This window comes from Meridianimarinicoccus aquatilis, from assembly GCF_004358675.1.
GTDB classification, from domain to species: domain Bacteria; phylum Pseudomonadota; class Alphaproteobacteria; order Rhodobacterales; family Rhodobacteraceae; genus Meridianimarinicoccus; species Meridianimarinicoccus aquatilis.
This window is the reverse complement of record NZ_SMZO01000039.1, coordinates 1-15190: the sequence shown is the minus strand read 5'-3', so window position 1 is coordinate 15190 and position 15190 is coordinate 1. Positions and strand designations below refer to the sequence as shown.

The following is a 15190-nucleotide window of genomic DNA, read 5'->3' as shown; positions in this document are numbered from 1 at the left end:
TCAGTCGTTCAACCGGTCGGCCAATTTATCGACATTTCCCATGCGGTAGAGTTGGATTTCGCGGATTAACCGCAGGGTGGGTTTCATCATGAAGAAGACAGACCCGATGACGAAGAGCCAGATGGCTTCGGTTTCCCATTCGGCCCAGAAGAAAAGAATGGACCCCACGAGGAAGCTGAGTGCCGCCGCGAAATCCACCGCTGTATGAGCGATCTCGAACGCGGCATAGACGCGCCGGGTGTTGGCGTTGAGTTCGCGGGTGTGGTGGCGAAAGAGTTTCATCCCATGGCTCCTTGCCAAGTCAATCTGCTTGGACGCGGCTTCCCAGTTACGGGTTGCCGGTAAGGATCCAACCCTGCCCCGCAGCCATAGCAACCGCAACCCCGATGGCCACGACCATGGCGAGAACGCCTGCGAAACGCCAGCCGCGTGCGGTACGCAATTCTTCTTCCGCTGCCGCCTGCAACCCTTCGACTTCGCGGCGAGCGATGGCGCGTTCGCGTTCAAAGTTGGTTTGGCGTTCGTCCAGTTCGGCCTGCGCGGTTGCTTGCGCCGCTTCGCGGGCCGACAGAATTACGGCTTTTTGTTCAAGCTCTTGCCGGGTTGCCGCCGCGCTTTCCTGAAGCGCGTCGATGTTGCTGCGCGCCGCGTCCAGCATTCTGCGTTCACTGGCAAGGCGGACGGCTTGTTCATCAAGCTCGGCGCGTTCTTCGGCAAGCTTTGCGGCATCGGCGGCTTGCAATTCAATGGCGCCGCGATAGCCGGGGCGCAAATCGCGGACCCGGTTTACATAGATATCGCCCTGCAGCTTACCGTCTTGGGCCATTTCGGACAGCGCATCGTACAGCGTGTCCCATGAGGTGCCGACTTCGGCGTCGGAGCTGCCCGGCAGGCCAAAGAACGCAACTGCGTCTTGCCATGTCATGTCCAGCCGCCGGGGGGCGTTGGCCGGTGCTTCGTGCCAGTCGAGCACCCGCTTGAGCACCCGGATTTGAAGGTCGTGGTCGTTCGTCATGCCGTCAGATTCCCCATCGTCTTGGGTCTTGCCCTAGCAAGGCGCGCGGCCGGATGCACCCGAAAACCGGCGTATGACATGTGTATGACTCTTGTCGAACTCTGTGTGTGCCGGAAAATGCGGCAGGTGGTCTTTGCTGGCACCGATGCGCGGGTACAATGACGGTTGGATAATATCGGTCCGGAATGAAGTGCGCACCTCTTTGACATATCACTTTTGCCGGAAACCCCACCCGAGGGTTGGAGCGTCGGGGACTGAACCGGAAATAAGGGAATGAGGCACTGAATTTCTTGATCTGAGGGTGACGTTGGGTGAAGGTGGTGCGCAGGCGTTTTTATGGCGCCGCGCAGCTAACGAGATAGTGTCGCTGAAAAGGTGACTTCCGCATAGCGAAAGAGGAGGCGACCTTTCATGCTACCGTCCACTGCGATGACTTTGCTTCGAGCTGACCCCAATTCGTTTTTGCTGAACAATGGGCTGACCATCGATGGCGGGCCCGCCGATGGCGATACATATTTCTGCTTCGGCCATAGTGATGCGGCGCATGCATGGGCTGCCGGGGCCGCTGGACCAAATGAGGTTTGGAAGGCCGGTGATGCGACCGGTGGTGGCATGGGGATTGTCGAGTCGATGGTGGATGGCTTGCGATTGCAGCCAGCTCATAATCTGCGGATGATCCCGAATACGGCTGCCGTAACGTACAATGCCATTCCGCATCTGCATCTGACGGCGGCGGGGTCAGATATGGTGTTTACCGGCACCCTGACCGGATGCACGATCATCATCAGCGCCAATGCCGCCCGAACTGATGTGCGAATTGCGCACCTGCGGCCCGGTGGTGTCCGGGGCGGCGCATTTTCTGAGCAGGAGCGCATTCGCGGCAGTGGTCAGTTGAACGGGGCGGGTGCGACCCACCTCTTTGGGCCGTCTGATTACTACCATGGCACATGTTGTGCGAATGTTATGGGCATTCGGCAAGGCGGGGCGTGGGAAATCTATGGGCAGGTGTTTCATCGCAACCCGCGCCGGGTTCGAGAGGTGCAGCGAATCTTGTAATTCGTGACACAGCCCTTGCGTTGGGCTGGCATGAAAAAGGGCCCCGTGACCGGAACCCCTTTCCAAATTTGAGAAATGATTGCTTTACAGCGTCAGAGCCGGGATGATCTGTTTCTTGCGGCTCATGATGCCAGGTAGGACCACGTGATCGCCGGTGACGGTCGCGCCGAAGCTTTTTTCGGCCACGGTTTTGACGATGTCGTTGGGGATCAGCAGCGTGGCTTCTTCCTTGAGGATGTCGACCACGAACAGCAGCACTTCGTCAGCGCCATCTTCTGTCGCGACGGTTGGCATGGTCGCCATCAGGCTTTCCTTGCGGTTCAGCGGGATTTCCGGCGCGGTGGTTTCCAGAACCGACACGCGGAAGGTTTTGCCGCCCACGTCGAATTTCTTGCTGTCCATGCGGATCAGTTCAGCGTCGGAGAAGGCCGAGACGTCGGATTTGGCGGCGAAAAGCTCGGTCGCGTACTCGGTCACGTCCAGACCAAGATCGGCGGCCAGCGCGATGGCCAGCGACTTGTCGGCGTCCGTGGTGGTGGGCGACCGGAATTCCAGCGTATCGGACAAGATGCAGGACAACATCGCGCCTTTGATCGATTCAGGCATCTTGGCCGCGTCGTCGCCCATCAGGTCGTGCATGATGGTTGCAGTGCACGCCAGCGGACGCACGGTGATGCTGATCGGGCCTTTGGTTTCCAGGCCGCCGACCAGTTTGTGGTGGTCGATGATTTCCAGAATATCCGCATCGTTGATGGATGCGGGCAGTTCGGCTGGGTTGTTGGTGTCAACAATGACAACCTGATCGTCCGCCGATACATCGGCGATTATTTCAGGCTTCGTCAGGTTCCAGCGGTCCAGAACAAAGGCGGCTTCGGTGTTTGGTTCGCCCAGAAGTTTCGCTTCGGCCGGGGTGCCGCGAACTTCGGTCAGGTACCACGCCCAGATCAGTGGGCTTCCGGTGGAATCGGTGTCGGGGGCCTGGTGGCCAAATACCTTGATCATGATGTCTGTCCGTTCGTTGTGCGTTTGCGCGCGGTATATGCTCACGCGCGGGGCGAGTCACGCCGTGTGTTCTGGTTTTATCGCCGCAGGGATGCACGCATGTCGCGCTATGGGGACTAAAGCGGCGCATGGGGGTGGCGAGTGGTTGGTTTTGTCGTCTTCGGGTGCTAAGGCGCGCCTTGTAACGGCTTTGTCACAGACCAGAGGACCCCGCCATGCCAAATCCCGTGGAACCCAAGCTGATTTCTGGCAATGCCAATAGGCCCCTTGCCGAGGCCGTCGCCCGCCGCATGTCGATGCATCGAGGGATGAGCGTTGGTTTGGTCGATGCCCGCATTGAGCGATTCAACGATGCCGAGATTTTCGTCGAAGTCTTCGAGAACGTTCGCGGCGAAGATATGTTCATAATTCAATCCACGTCGAACCCGGCCAACGACAACCTGATGGAATTGTTGATCATGGCAGACGCTCTGCGGCGCAGCAGTGCCGGGCGTATTACGGCGGTGATTCCGTATTTCGGCTATGCCCGTCAAGACCGCCGGACCAAAGCGCGCACGCCGATTTCGGCCAAACTGGTCGCGAACATGATTGCGCAGGGCGGGATTGAGCGGGTTTTGACCATGGACCTGCACGCAGCGCAAATTCAGGGTTTCTTCGATATTCCGGTGGATAACTTGTATGCTTCGCCGGTGTTTGCGTTGGATATCGAGCATCAGTTCGCCGGGCGTCTGGACGAGGTTATGGTGATTTCGCCTGACGTTGGCGGTGTGGCCCGTGCGCGCGAGTTGGCGCAGCGGATCGGATGCCCGTTGGCGATTGTGGACAAGCGTCGTGAGAAGGCCGGCGAAGTGGCCGAGATGACAGTGATCGGCGATGTGTCGGACAAGACCTGCATCATCGTGGATGACCTTTGCGACACGGCGGGGACGCTGTGCAAAGCGGCAGATGTTCTGTTGGATGCCGGTGCGTCCGAGGTACATTCCTACATCACGCATGGTGTGATGTCTGGCCCCGCGGTGGAGCGGATCAGCAATTCGCGGATGAAGAGCCTTGTGTTGACGGATTCGATTGCACCGTCTGCTGCGGTGAAAGCTGCGCCGAATATTCGTATCGTGCCGGTTGCGCCGATGTTTGCGCAGGCGATTCTGAATATCTGGCACGGCACCTCTGTGTCGTCCCTGTTCGAGACCAACACGCTTGGCCCGATTTACGAAGGGTTCTATCCGCGCGCGTGATTTAACAGACTTGGGCGGACCCGCNCGCGTGATTTAACAGACTTGGGCGGACCCGCGCCGGGGGGGGGCGGGCGCTTCGGTGTCAGGCTAATGCGGCGTTGGCGGCAGCCCGGATCGCGGCGATATTCGCGCCGTAGGGGGCCGGATCGCTCACTGAGCCGCCCTTGAACACTGCAGACCCAGCGACCAGCACGTCCGCGCCTGCGGCCGCGACTAGCGGGGCGGTGGTTGGTGTGACGCCGCCGTCAATCTGGATATGCACTGGGCGATCGCCGATCATGCCCCGCAGCTGGCGCACCTTGCCGGTCATATCGATGAAGCTTTGCCCGCCAAAGCCGGGGTTCACGGTCATCACGCAGATCAGATCCACCATGTCCATCAAGTGCGCGGCGGCTTCGGCAGGGGTGCCGGGGTTGAGGGCGAGGCCTGCTTTCATCCCGGCGGCGCGGATGGCTTGCAATGTGCGGTGAATGTGCGGTCCGGCTTCCAGATGCGCCGTCAGGATGTCTGCACCGGCATCGGCATAGGCGTTGATGTAGGGATCAACGGGCGCGATCATCAGGTGCACGTCCATGACGGTTTTTACATGCGGACGAAACGCTTTCACGGCGGGCGGGCCAAAGGTGAGGTTTGGCACGAAATGGCCATCCATCACATCCACATGGACCCAATCTGCGCCTTGCGACTCGATTGCAGTGATCTCGCGTCCGAAATCGGCGAAGTCCGCCGAGAGGATGGAGGGGGCGATCTTGATCTCGCGGGTAAAGGTCATGGGCGGCAGGCTCCGATGTGTGGGATTGTGCGCCTCTTAGCGACCCTGCGCGCGCGGTTCAACATGCGCATCAATCTGAGGGCTGTGTGCGTCTTGAGGTCAAACGCCAAAGGGATGCACGTTTCAGGCGAAATACGCGCAGCAGGCGTGCCGCAGGGGCTCCGAGCGCGTCAATTTCGGCGTTTGTGAGCGGTGTATGTGGCAATGGGCGGATCACGGGCATCATGAGGCTTGCTCCGGTTGCTTTTCGATAATCATGCTATAGGCTGATCCATCACGCATTTATGCGCCGCATACCGAAGTGAGTATTTCAATTATGAAAGATGTGAACTGGGATGACCTTAGGCTGTTCCTGCGTGTCGCCGAGCACGGAGGGTTGAGCAGCGCGGCGCGACAAACCGGGGTGAGCGCGCCGACATTGGGGCGGCGTATCCTTGCCCTTGAGCAGCGCATCGGGCAGGTTTTGTTCAAACGTGCGCAAACCGGGTACACCTTGACGGCCTTTGGGGAAGGGCTGCTGCGACGGGTGAAGGCCATGCAGGCGGCGGCGCAACCGGTGCAGGAATTGATTGGTGCGCAAGGGACGCGGCCCGTGGTGCGGCTGTCGGCGGGGACTGGAACAGCGATGTTTCTGGCAGATCGCTATAGCGCGCTGGCCCGTCCGGGGGATGAGTTTCATATTGCGTTCATCACAGCCGAGGCGGTTCTGGATATAGCCCACCGGGAAATCGATCTTGGCATCCGCAACCGCCCTGCGGACACCAGCAATGCCGCATCCTTAAGGCTCGGCACATTGCGGTTCGCGCCTTTTCGGGCGTGGAACACCCCGCGGCCTGACGCGCTGGGCTGGGTGGGAATTGATCCGGAGCATGCGCGGCACGCTGCATCGCAATGGGCCCGTCTTCAGGGGCACCCGATTTGTGTGCAGACCAGTTCCATCGCAACGTTGCATCAATTGGTGCGGGCCGGTGCGGGGATCGGGATCATGCCGTGTATGGTGGGGGATAGTGACCCTGCGTTGGCGCGTGCCGGTCCGTTGGTTGAAGAACTGACCGAGGAGCAGTTTCTTGTCATGCATGATGATGACAGGCACCGCGCCCCGGTGCGCCGCTTGATTGAGCGCCTTACGCGACTTTACCGGGATAACGCGGATCTTTTGGCTGGAGCGCGGCCGCTGCGGGGCTGATGCAAGGGCGCGCGTTTGGCCGGGCACGCGCGCGCCTATGGTGCCGGATCAGTCTGTGTGTCAGGTTTTTCTGACGATGGGAACGAGGGCCAGCCGAAGGCATATTCCGACGGGCCGTGTTCGCCCAAATGGGCAAGGCGGCTTTTGGCTTCCTTAAAGGTGACGCGCGTCCGGGGCGGAACCCACCACATTGCAAATTGCACGGACTCGAGCACCCCGAACCATTCTGCGCGGCGGTCAACGAAGCGCGCGTGCACGGTGCCCCATACGAAGCGTTCAAGGCTTGGAAGATCGCACCAGACCGATGCGTTGTAGATCATAAGTGGATCATCACAGAAGGTGCTGGTGCCGGTATCCACATGGCGCCAAAGGAAGCCGTCCATTCGTTCCGCGATGCCATTGATACGGTCAAGTGCGTCAACAAAGGGTTGGGTTTTCGGATCTGTCATAGGAGCGAGAAGACGGGCGATATTGACTTCTGCTAGCTCCCAATCTGCGGCAGGTGGAAAAAACTGCATGTAATTTATTGTGCTTGCATGAATTGAGTGACACCGGTGCCTGACCTTGGAAACTTGGATCAGAGGCCGCGGCGCGGGGTGGGCCGCGCACCAATCTGCGCGGCCGTGATCAAGGGCGCAAGGACCTACGTTTCGGGCGTGTACCAGATCGGCGAGGTGTAGGCGCGCTCTTGTTGCTCTTGCGGGGCGGCGTCCGGCACATCGGATCCGAGGCGCACGGCATCATAGAGATACCAGGGCGGCGTCGGTATTTCGAGAACGCGGGCGTAGTAGAATGCGCGCTGGGCTGCGTCAAAGTCCGGGTCCTGCCACACAGAGATAAGTTCGGCTGCGCCAATGGTGTTGGTCCAAGTCGCGGTCGCCGGGTCGACGGTGCTGCCCACGGCGGGGATTTTGCCGTCGCTGTTCGGCTCGCGATCGTCTGACCATGCCACATCATAGACTTTTTCATGGGTGGTGCCGTCTGCATCCAGCCAGCCTTTTACGATCTGCACGCGGTCGAGGTTCGCGCCGATTGGGTCCCGCAGGGCGGCCACAAGGAAGGTGGGCGACTTGCCTTCTGGCGCGGCCGTCAGATCGGCCCCCATAGGCACCCCTTTGAGGTATCCCACGGCGGACACTTCGCGCGTGCGCAGGTCCGATTGTGCGAAATCGTAGCCGCCAAAGAAGCGCACGGTGATCCGCGGGCCAGTGGTTCCGTACACTTCCTTGCGGTCCATCGCGTCAAAGAGCGAGGCGCGGGTGTTGTCCTTGGCCCAGACAGCGGCCAAGCCAGAGGCGACTTGCTGCCATGAGAACAGTTCGCCGTTTTCATTTTTCATGAAGGGGTGGCTGAGCCGCTCGGCGGAGGGTTCATAACCTGCGTGTTTGCCAAAGAAATTCTCTTCTTCGACGGCGGGCAGCGATGTGTGGCTGTCTGTGGCGCCGATCATCCCGAATTTATAGGGGTTGGTGCCTAACTTCTCTTCCAGAACCATGCCGTTCTTGAGCGCTTCGCGGGCGTATTCCCCGGCGAGCATATCGTTCGTCTTGGCGGCGGACAGATCGAGGTTGCCCACGTCCCATGTGCCGTAATCGGCGAATTCGTCGTCGGGGGACAGGAACGGGTGCGTTTCGCCATCGCCCTTGATCTGGGTGACTTCGTACATCCGTTCCCATTTGGCGCGCTGTTCGACATAGAACTTGTCGATGGCCCGCCCGGTATATTGCGCGTCCATGGGGAACATGATGCCGTTTGACAGATTGCCGTTATGGGCAAAAGTCATGGTCGCGCCGTTGGTCTTTTCTTCATACGCTTCAAGGTACTTATAAAGATCGAGTGGGTCCGTGCTGCCGACCGGGGCCTGTGTGGTGTAGGGGACGACCTGCCGTGCGCGATCTGGGCCGTCGCGGAATATCACGTTGCGATGCAGGTTCGCGCCTGCCTCTAGAGAGGTCCATTCAAAGCCGATGAAAGCGGTGAATTTGCCCGGCTCGTTATAGGTTTCTGCGGCGTCGATCACATCATCCCAGATCGTGGCGTAGCGCCGCGATCCGGGTGAATAGTTGGCGAACATTTCGGGATCGACTGCGCCTTGCGAAAAGGTGCCTATCAGGTCCAGCGCCGTGTCCACGGCTTCTTGCCCGCCTGCACGCATACCTTTGGACCAACGCGCGCCTTGCTCATAGTTGGTCACAGCGGGCGAGGCTGCGAGGATATCCTGAATCAGGCCCATTCCGTCGGAATGGTCGGTAATCGCAAGCCAGTCCAAGGGGCGCGAGAGGCGGACTGGCTGACCTGACGATGCGACTACTTGCTCGCCCCGCGCGAATCTATAGGCGGCGTCTAGACCTAGCCGGTTGCCAAAGCCGCCCGCATCCATGGACAAGGCCGTGTGCAAATGGCTGTCGCCCCACAGCGGGCGTTCTGGGAAGGTTCGGTCGGCGTAGGGGGAATAGGGTTTTCCGTCTGGAAACAGGTCGTTCAGTTGCCCCTCTGAGGCCTGATATTCCTGCGATGCGGTTGGTATCGCCGCTATGGTCAACGCGGTCGCGCACAGAAGCGATGTGGTGAGCTTTCTCATTGATTTTCCCCCCGGTCCCCAAGTGTTCTTGGTGTTTCAACGAGAAGTTTACATCACGCTTTCCAAATTTGCTAACCATCATAATCATGTAGCGCGGCGCGTTCCTTGGGGGCGTGGCGGATGGTGCGCCGCGACGAGGTGACCGATGGGTGTGCGTTGCCGGTCTGCCCACATGGCGCACGAAAAAGGGCGCACCAAAGCGCGCCCTTTTGGTTCTAGCGGGGTCGCGGGTGTTACTTCACCTTGGCAATCTGACCCGATGCCAGCTTAGCATTGTATTTCTCCAGCTCGCGCTTGACGATTGGCATCAGGAAATACAGGCCCGTGATGTTCACCACCGCCATTGCGAAGATCGCAGCGTCGGAGAAGTCAATGACCGGACCAAGGCTCATGGCCGCGCCGATGACCACGAAGATGCAGAAGATTACCTTGAAGGTCAGCTCGCTGGCTTTGCCTTCGCCAAAGAGGAACGTCCACGCTTTGAGGCCGTAATAGCTCCAGGAGATCATGGTCGAGAAGGCGAACATGACGACCGCGATGGCCAGGATGAACGGGAACCACCCGATGGTGGAGCCGAACGCGGCAGAGGTCAGTTCCACGCCGGTGATGCCACCCTCGGTCGCGATGCGGCCAAGCTCAGCGTCCCAGACATAGAGGCCGGTGGTTGGGTCTTGATTGAGCACGCCGGTGATGATGATCACGAGTGCTGTCATGGTGCAGATCACGACAGTGTCGATGAACGGCTCAAGCAGCGACACGTAGCCTTCGGTCACGGGTTCCTTGGTGCGCACGGCGGAGTGTGCGATCGCGGCCGACCCAACGCCAGCTTCGTTCGAGAAGGCGGCCCGTTTGAAGCCTTGGATCAACGCGCCGACCATGCCACCTGCAACGCCCATGCCGGTGAAGGCCCCTTGGAAGATCTGCCCGAATGCAGCGCCGATCTGGTCGTAATTGGCGATCAGGATGATGAGTGCCGCACCGACATAGATCACCGCCATGAGGGGAACGAGTTTCTCGGTCACCTGCGCGATGGATTTAATGCCGCCAACGATCACGACGAACACGACGCCTGCCATGATGATGCCGGTCAGCCAGCCATTGCCGTCAAGGAAACTCTCCGCGCCGCCGGTGATGTTCACCAACTGTGCATGGGCCTGATTGGCCTGAAACATGTTGCCGCCGCCAAATGCGCCGAGGATACAGAAGATGGAAAAGAGAACGGCCAGAATTCGGCCCAGCGTGGCCCTGCCCTGTTCCGCCATTCCTTTGGTCAGGTAGTACATCGGACCGCCCGAAACGGTGCCGTCAGGGTATTCATTGCGGTATTTCACGCCCAGCGTACATTCGGTGAACTTGGATGCCATGCCCATGAGTCCGGCCAAGATCATCCAGAAGGTCGCGCCCGGACCACCGATTGACACGGCCACGGCCACGCCTGCGATGTTCCCAAGCCCGACGGTGCCCGACAGGGCGGTGGCTAGTGCCTGAAAGTGGCTGACTTCGCCTTCGTCATCCGGATCGGAGTAGTCGCCTTTTACCAGGCCGATTGCATGGCCAAAGCCGCGCGCCTGAATGAAGGCAAAGTAGAAGGTGAAGATCGTTGCGCCGACCACAAGCCACATCACGATCCAAGGGAAGGAGGTGCCGGGGAAGGGGGCGAAGATGAAATTGACAAAGGGGCCGGTTGCGGAGCCGACGACAGAGTTGATGGTTTCGTCGATGCCTTGCGCAGCGGCGGACAAAGGCGCGAGTGCGGCGGCAAGCGTCGCGGGAATAATTCTGTTCATTGATGTTCTCCTGTCCGGGCTCATGGCACGATTGTCACGGGCACGGGCGACACTTGGGCCAGACCCATCGCGGCGCTGCCGAAGACGCGGCCGCCGAAGCTGGTTCCACCCGAGCGTCCCATGACGATACCTGTGGCGTGCTGTTTCTGAGCGATGGAGGCAAGCAGTTCGACAACGTTGCCATAGCGGATTTCGCCGGTTGCTGTCAGGCCTGCCGCCGTCATTTCGGACAGGATCGGCTGAATGACTTCGGCCTCGGCGCGTGCAACCTCTTCGGATCTGCGCTTGTGCCGTTCTTCAAGTTCTTGTGGGGTCAGGAAGCGGTACGGAGACCACTCGATGACGTGGACGATATGCAGTTTCGCCCCCGATCGTTTTGCGCTTTCGATCGCATGATCGACCGCCCGTCTGTGTTCGCCGTCATAAGCGACGACATAAAGTTCGTTCGGCATTTAGACACTCCCCGTTGAGCTATTTTGTTATCGTTGTGGTTGCGTCGCTGGATTGCTTCCCCGAGATTGTTACCGGGCTCCAACGACGCCAGACTAATGGCAGCTGTCGTAAATGACAGGCATGTTATGCGGCGTCTGCATCTTTTTTTGGCAGATTTTCATAACCGAGAGCTGATGCTACGGCCGGGTGAACCACGCGGCCGCTTTGCACATTGAGCCCGGCTGCGAGGTGCGGATCGGCGGCCAGGGCGGCGTCCCAGCCCAAATCAGCGATGCGCAGGGCATGGGGCAGGGTGACGTTGTTCAGCGCATAGGTGGATGTGCGGGCGACAGCGCCGGGCATGTTTGCGACGCAATAGTGGACAATACCATCCACAACAAAGGTCGGGTCGGCATGTGTGGTCGCGTGCGAGGTTTCAAAGCAGCCGCCCTGATCAATCGCAACATCGACGATCACAGCGCCGCGTTTCATCGTGGACAGCATATCGCGCGTCACAAGCTTGGGCGCGGCGGCGCCTGCCACCAGAACGGCGCCAATGACCAGGTCCGCTTCGGCCACACAGGCCGCGAGGTTGGCCGTGTTTGAAAAACGGGTCTTGGCGCGTGCTTCGAAGTGAATGCCAAGGCGCTCCAGCACTTCGGGGGAACGGTCAAGGATCGTGACATCTGCGCCCAGCCCGACGGCCATTTGGGCCGCGTTGAATCCGACGACCCCGCCGCCGATGACGCAGACCTTTGCAGGGGCCACGCCGGGCACACCGCCCAGCAAGACGCCGCGCCCACCATGGGCCTTTTCCAACGTGGTGGCGCCGGCCTGAACTGACATGCGGCCAGCGACCTGACTCATGGGTTTCAACAAAGGCAGGCCGCCATGGGCATCGGTGACGGTTTCATAGGCGATGCAGATTGCGCCAGACTTGACCAGATCACGGGTTTGTTCCGGATCGGGCGCGAGGTGCAGGTAGGTATAGAGGATCTGACCGGGGCGCAGCATGGCGCGTTCAGCGGCTTGCGGTTCCTTGACCTTAACCACCATGTCGGCGCGGGCAAACACCTCTGCCGCGGTTTCGACCACCTCGGCCCCGGCGGTGACATAGGTGTCGTCATCGGCATCAATCCCAGCGCCTGCGCCGGTTTCAACCAATACGTGATGGCCGTGGGCCACCAGTTCGACAACGCTTTCCGGGGTCAGGCCGACCCGGTATTCGTGGTTCTTGATTTCGCGTGGTGTGCCGATGATCATTTCTGGATCCCCCTGTCGGAATGAGTATGCGGCGGTTGTGCGGTGTTCTTGGCGGGAAATCTTGCGTTTCTGCGTGCGGTTGTTTGGGGGATGTGGCAATATTTTGCGAGAAATATGAGTATAGCGGGAAATTTTCCGATGGATGTCTTTGATCGCAAGATAATTTCTGCGTTGCAGCAAGACAGCGCGAGGCCGATCTCTGCGCTGGCCGAAGATGTCGGCCTGTCACCATCCGCCTGCCACCGGCGGGTGCGGGCATTGGAAGAGAATGGGATTATTGCGGGCTATGCCGCACGGATCGACCGGGTCAAGCTGGGTCTGAAGTTGCAGGTTTTCGTGGAAATCAGCTTGAATTCACAGGCACGAGGCGTGCTTGAGGCGTTTGAGCAGGCAGTCAAGCGGTTCGACGATATTCTGGAATGTCATCTGACCAGTGGCCACGCGGACTATATCCTGCGGGTGGTGGCGCGCGACATGGAAGATTATGCCGCGATCCACCGCGATTGCCTGTCTCGTCTGCCGAGCGTGGCGAGTATGCAGACGATTTTCACCCTGAAGCCGGTGCAGCAGTGGCGGGGCTATCCGATCCGGTAAAGCCCTGCTTTGCGATCAATAAAGTTCGGCTCGGATTTGCTGGCGCAGGACGTCGATGGGAACGGTTTTGCCTTCGCGCTTGAACGACCAATAGGTCCAACCATTACAGCTTGGCGCGCCTTCGAGAGCGGCGCCGACCTGGTGAATGGAGCCCTTTACATTCTCGGCGACCAGCGTGCCGTCAGCGCGCACCTTTGCAGCGTTTCCGCGCGGCGACACCAGCACTTCGCCGGGTCGCAACAGGCCGCGTTCGACCAATTGGCCAAAGGGAACGCGGGGCTCTGCCCGTTTGGCGCGCGTGACCTCGATCGCGGACGGGTCATAGGGCCGAACTTTGTCGAGCCGTGCCTTTGCCGCCTTGATATACCCTGTGTCGCGTTCAATCCCGATGAAGTCACGGCCCAATTTCCGCGCCACGGCCCCGGTTGTTCCGGTTCCGAAGAACGGGTCAAGCACGACATCGCCGGGATTGGTGGTGCCAACGATCACACGGTGCAACAACGCTTCGGGCTTTTGCGTTGGATGCGCCTTGTCGCCCTGTTCGTTCTTGAGCCGTTCGTGGCCCGTGCACAGGGGAATAACCCAGTCAGATCGCATCTGAATATCATCGTTGAGCGCCTTGAGCGCTTCGTAGTTGAACGTGTATTTTGATCCTTCGCCGCGGGAGGCCCAGATCAGCGTTTCGTGGGCGTTGGTCAGGCGTTTTCCGCGGAAATTTGGCATTGGGTTGGATTTGCGCCAGATCACATCGTTCAGAACCCAATACCCGGCATCCTGAAGCGCGGCGCCAACGCGGAAAATGTTGTGATAGCTGCCAATCACCCAGATCGCCCCGTTCGGCTTCAGAATTCGCCGGGCGGCTGCCAGCCACTCGCGCGTGAATTTGTCATAGGCTTTGAAACTGTCAAACTGATCCCATGCATCATCGACAGCATCGACGCGGCTGTTATCGGGACGATGCAAATCGCCGCGCAGTTGCAGGTTGTAGGGGGGATCAGCGAACACCAAATCGACCGACGCTTCGGGCAGCGCGTTCATGTGCGCGATACAATCGCCTTGCAAAATTTCGTTGCGCGGCAGGGGGGCTGCCTCGGGTTTGGTGCGTTTCATCTGGACTGCCTCTGGATATGCGCGGTTGCGCTTTTTTTTCCAAAATGAGTCAAAACTGATTCGCGGTCAATTTGTTTTTGGAATCAGGAGGTTAGGTTTATGTCGGGGTACAAGATGTTGTGTATCGGAGCAAAGCTACGTCTATGGTGCGGGGTCACACCCAAGGTTTTGAGTGCTGCGCGATGCGCCGCGGTTGGGTATCCTGCGTTCCGTTCCCACCCGTAGCCGGGAAATTCGGCTGCCAAGTCGGCCATGAGAGCGTCGCGTGCGACCTTGGCCACGATTGATGCGGCCGCAATTGAGAGGGATCTGGCATCGCCTTTCACGATGCACTCCGCTGGCATCTGAAGGCCCTTGGGCAGCATATTGCCGTCGATCAGCAAATGGTCCGGCGTGGGGTTTAGCCCTTCGGCCGCCTGTACCATAGCGACGTGGGACGCGCGCAGGATGTTGAGTTTGTCAATTTCCGCAACGCTCACGTGAACGATGCAAACCTGCGCTGTTGCGTTTATGCGTTCAGCCAAATCGCGGCGACGACGGTCCGTGAGCTTTTTGGAGTCGTTGAGCCCGCTTGGTATGTCATCAGGGTTTAGAATGACGGCAGCAGCGGTTACTGGCCCGGCGAGGGGGCCACGGCCAACTTCGTCCAGTCCTGCAATGTGCCGGGCGCCGCCCTTCATTGCGGATAATTCAAAAGTGAAATCAGGTTTGGTCTGCATCGTTGCCCTTTTTTGGTGTTATTGTTCGCCCTGACTACTGTCACGGCACGCCTCACAGCAAGTTGGACGGGACTGATGCTGTACTCCCCAGCGGGATCAATGTGCCATGGATGGATCGTAGCACCCCAGTTGGGAGGAAGCAGTGGTAAAGAGTATCACCACTGGTCTCAACTTGGCCCAGAATGTGTATCGGGTTCACGGCGCAGAGCAACGCCCGTCGTGTCACGTCGCGAGCGGAGCAGACGCTAGGAAGAAGCACTTTCGTGCCCTGCCGCCTGAAAAATGGACCATTTGAAACTGGAGTTTTTGGCTGATCTTTCCCAACGGGGAGAGGAGCGAAAACGCATGAAAGCATCGACGTCGACGGAGGCGCATAAAGTGTTGATTTCTGCTGAGAAGTGACCCGGTAGCCCCCCAAATTTTCACTGAGAACTGACC

General features: G+C 59.4%; 15 protein-coding genes. 4 read left to right on the top strand and 11 right to left on the bottom strand.

The features are described from left to right. Together E2L05_RS14700 and E2L05_RS14695 are read right to left on the bottom strand one after the other, a co-directional pair. Positions 1-282, bottom strand: coding sequence for a YrhK family protein (locus tag E2L05_RS14700; RefSeq protein ID WP_133343661.1), 282 nt, complete (start codon positions 280-282; stop codon positions 1-3). A gap of 46 nt (positions 283-328) precedes the next feature. Continuing rightward, positions 329-1015, bottom strand: a complete 687-nt coding sequence (locus tag E2L05_RS14695) for a hypothetical protein (RefSeq protein WP_133343660.1) — start codon at positions 1013-1015, stop codon at positions 329-331. A 411-nt stretch (positions 1016-1426) separates the two neighbouring features. Here E2L05_RS14695 and E2L05_RS14690 point away from each other — a divergent pair, with 411 nt between their 5' ends. Continuing rightward, a complete protein-coding gene (locus tag E2L05_RS14690; protein ID WP_133343659.1) occupies positions 1427-2071 on the top strand; it encodes a hypothetical protein in 645 nt (214 codons plus the stop codon). A gap of 84 nt (positions 2072-2155) precedes the next feature. On the opposite strand, the gene E2L05_RS14685 is transcribed toward E2L05_RS14690, so the two are convergent. Continuing rightward, positions 2156-3076: a manganese-dependent inorganic pyrophosphatase gene (locus E2L05_RS14685; protein WP_164686569.1), complete on the bottom strand. Its 921-nt coding sequence runs from the start codon at positions 3074-3076 to the stop codon at positions 2156-2158. A gap of 212 nt (positions 3077-3288) precedes the next feature. Here E2L05_RS14685 and E2L05_RS14680 point away from each other — a divergent pair, with 212 nt between their 5' ends. Continuing rightward, on the top strand, positions 3289-4308 hold the full coding sequence (locus tag E2L05_RS14680) for a ribose-phosphate pyrophosphokinase (protein WP_133343657.1): 1020 nt from the start codon (positions 3289-3291) through the stop codon (positions 4306-4308). A gap of 82 nt (positions 4309-4390) precedes the next feature. Here the strand turns inward: E2L05_RS14680 and rpe are convergent, their stop codons facing one another. Continuing rightward, positions 4391-5080 carry a ribulose-phosphate 3-epimerase gene (gene rpe, locus E2L05_RS14675; protein WP_133343656.1) on the bottom strand — a complete coding sequence of 230 codons (690 nt, stop codon included), beginning with the start codon at positions 5078-5080 and terminating at the stop codon, positions 4391-4393. A gap of 316 nt (positions 5081-5396) precedes the next feature. On the opposite strand from rpe, the gene E2L05_RS14670 reads away from it, so the two are divergent. Next, positions 5397-6266 (top strand): LysR family transcriptional regulator, encoded by an 870-nt coding sequence (locus tag E2L05_RS14670; RefSeq protein WP_133343655.1) that lies wholly within the window; start codon positions 5397-5399, stop codon positions 6264-6266. Between the two features lie 35 nt (positions 6267-6301). Here the strand turns inward: E2L05_RS14670 and E2L05_RS14665 are convergent, their stop codons facing one another. The 5 genes from E2L05_RS14665 to ald all read right to left on the bottom strand — a co-directional run bounded on the left by E2L05_RS14665 (position 6302) and on the right by ald (position 12329). Next, positions 6302-6784: a DUF3291 domain-containing protein gene (locus E2L05_RS14665; protein ID WP_133343654.1), complete on the bottom strand. Its 483-nt coding sequence runs from the start codon at positions 6782-6784 to the stop codon at positions 6302-6304. Positions 6785-6909: 125 nt separating this feature from the next. Next, the gene (locus tag E2L05_RS14660) at positions 6910-8847 is read right to left on the bottom strand and encodes a DUF3604 domain-containing protein (protein ID WP_133343653.1); all 1938 of its coding nucleotides are present in this window, start codon (positions 8845-8847) and stop codon (positions 6910-6912) included. Positions 8848-9080: 233 nt separating this feature from the next. Then, the gene (locus E2L05_RS14655; RefSeq protein ID WP_133343652.1) at positions 9081-10634 is read right to left on the bottom strand and encodes an alanine/glycine:cation symporter family protein; all 1554 of its coding nucleotides are present in this window, start codon (positions 10632-10634) and stop codon (positions 9081-9083) included. Positions 10635-10654: 20 nt separating this feature from the next. Then, positions 10655-11086 carry a universal stress protein gene (locus tag E2L05_RS14650; RefSeq protein ID WP_133343651.1) on the bottom strand — a complete coding sequence of 144 codons (432 nt, stop codon included), beginning with the start codon at positions 11084-11086 and terminating at the stop codon, positions 10655-10657. A 124-nt stretch (positions 11087-11210) separates the two neighbouring features. Further along, positions 11211-12329 carry an alanine dehydrogenase gene (ald, locus tag E2L05_RS14645; protein ID WP_133343650.1) on the bottom strand — a complete coding sequence of 373 codons (1119 nt, stop codon included), beginning with the start codon at positions 12327-12329 and terminating at the stop codon, positions 11211-11213. Between the two features lie 138 nt (positions 12330-12467). Here ald and E2L05_RS14640 point away from each other — a divergent pair, with 138 nt between their 5' ends. Next, positions 12468-12923, top strand: coding sequence for an Lrp/AsnC family transcriptional regulator (locus tag E2L05_RS14640; protein ID WP_133343649.1), 456 nt, complete (start codon positions 12468-12470; stop codon positions 12921-12923). 15 nt (positions 12924-12938) lie between these two features. On the opposite strand, the gene E2L05_RS14635 is transcribed toward E2L05_RS14640, so the two are convergent. Both E2L05_RS14635 and E2L05_RS14630 read right to left on the bottom strand, forming a co-directional pair. Next, entirely contained in the window at positions 12939-14033 is a 1095-nt protein-coding gene (locus E2L05_RS14635; protein ID WP_133343648.1) for a site-specific DNA-methyltransferase, read from the bottom strand. Positions 14034-14116: 83 nt separating this feature from the next. After that, on the bottom strand, positions 14117-14752 hold the full coding sequence (locus E2L05_RS14630; RefSeq protein WP_133343647.1) for a ribonuclease HII: 636 nt from the start codon (positions 14750-14752) through the stop codon (positions 14117-14119). Positions 14753-15190 lie beyond the last annotated feature (438 nt).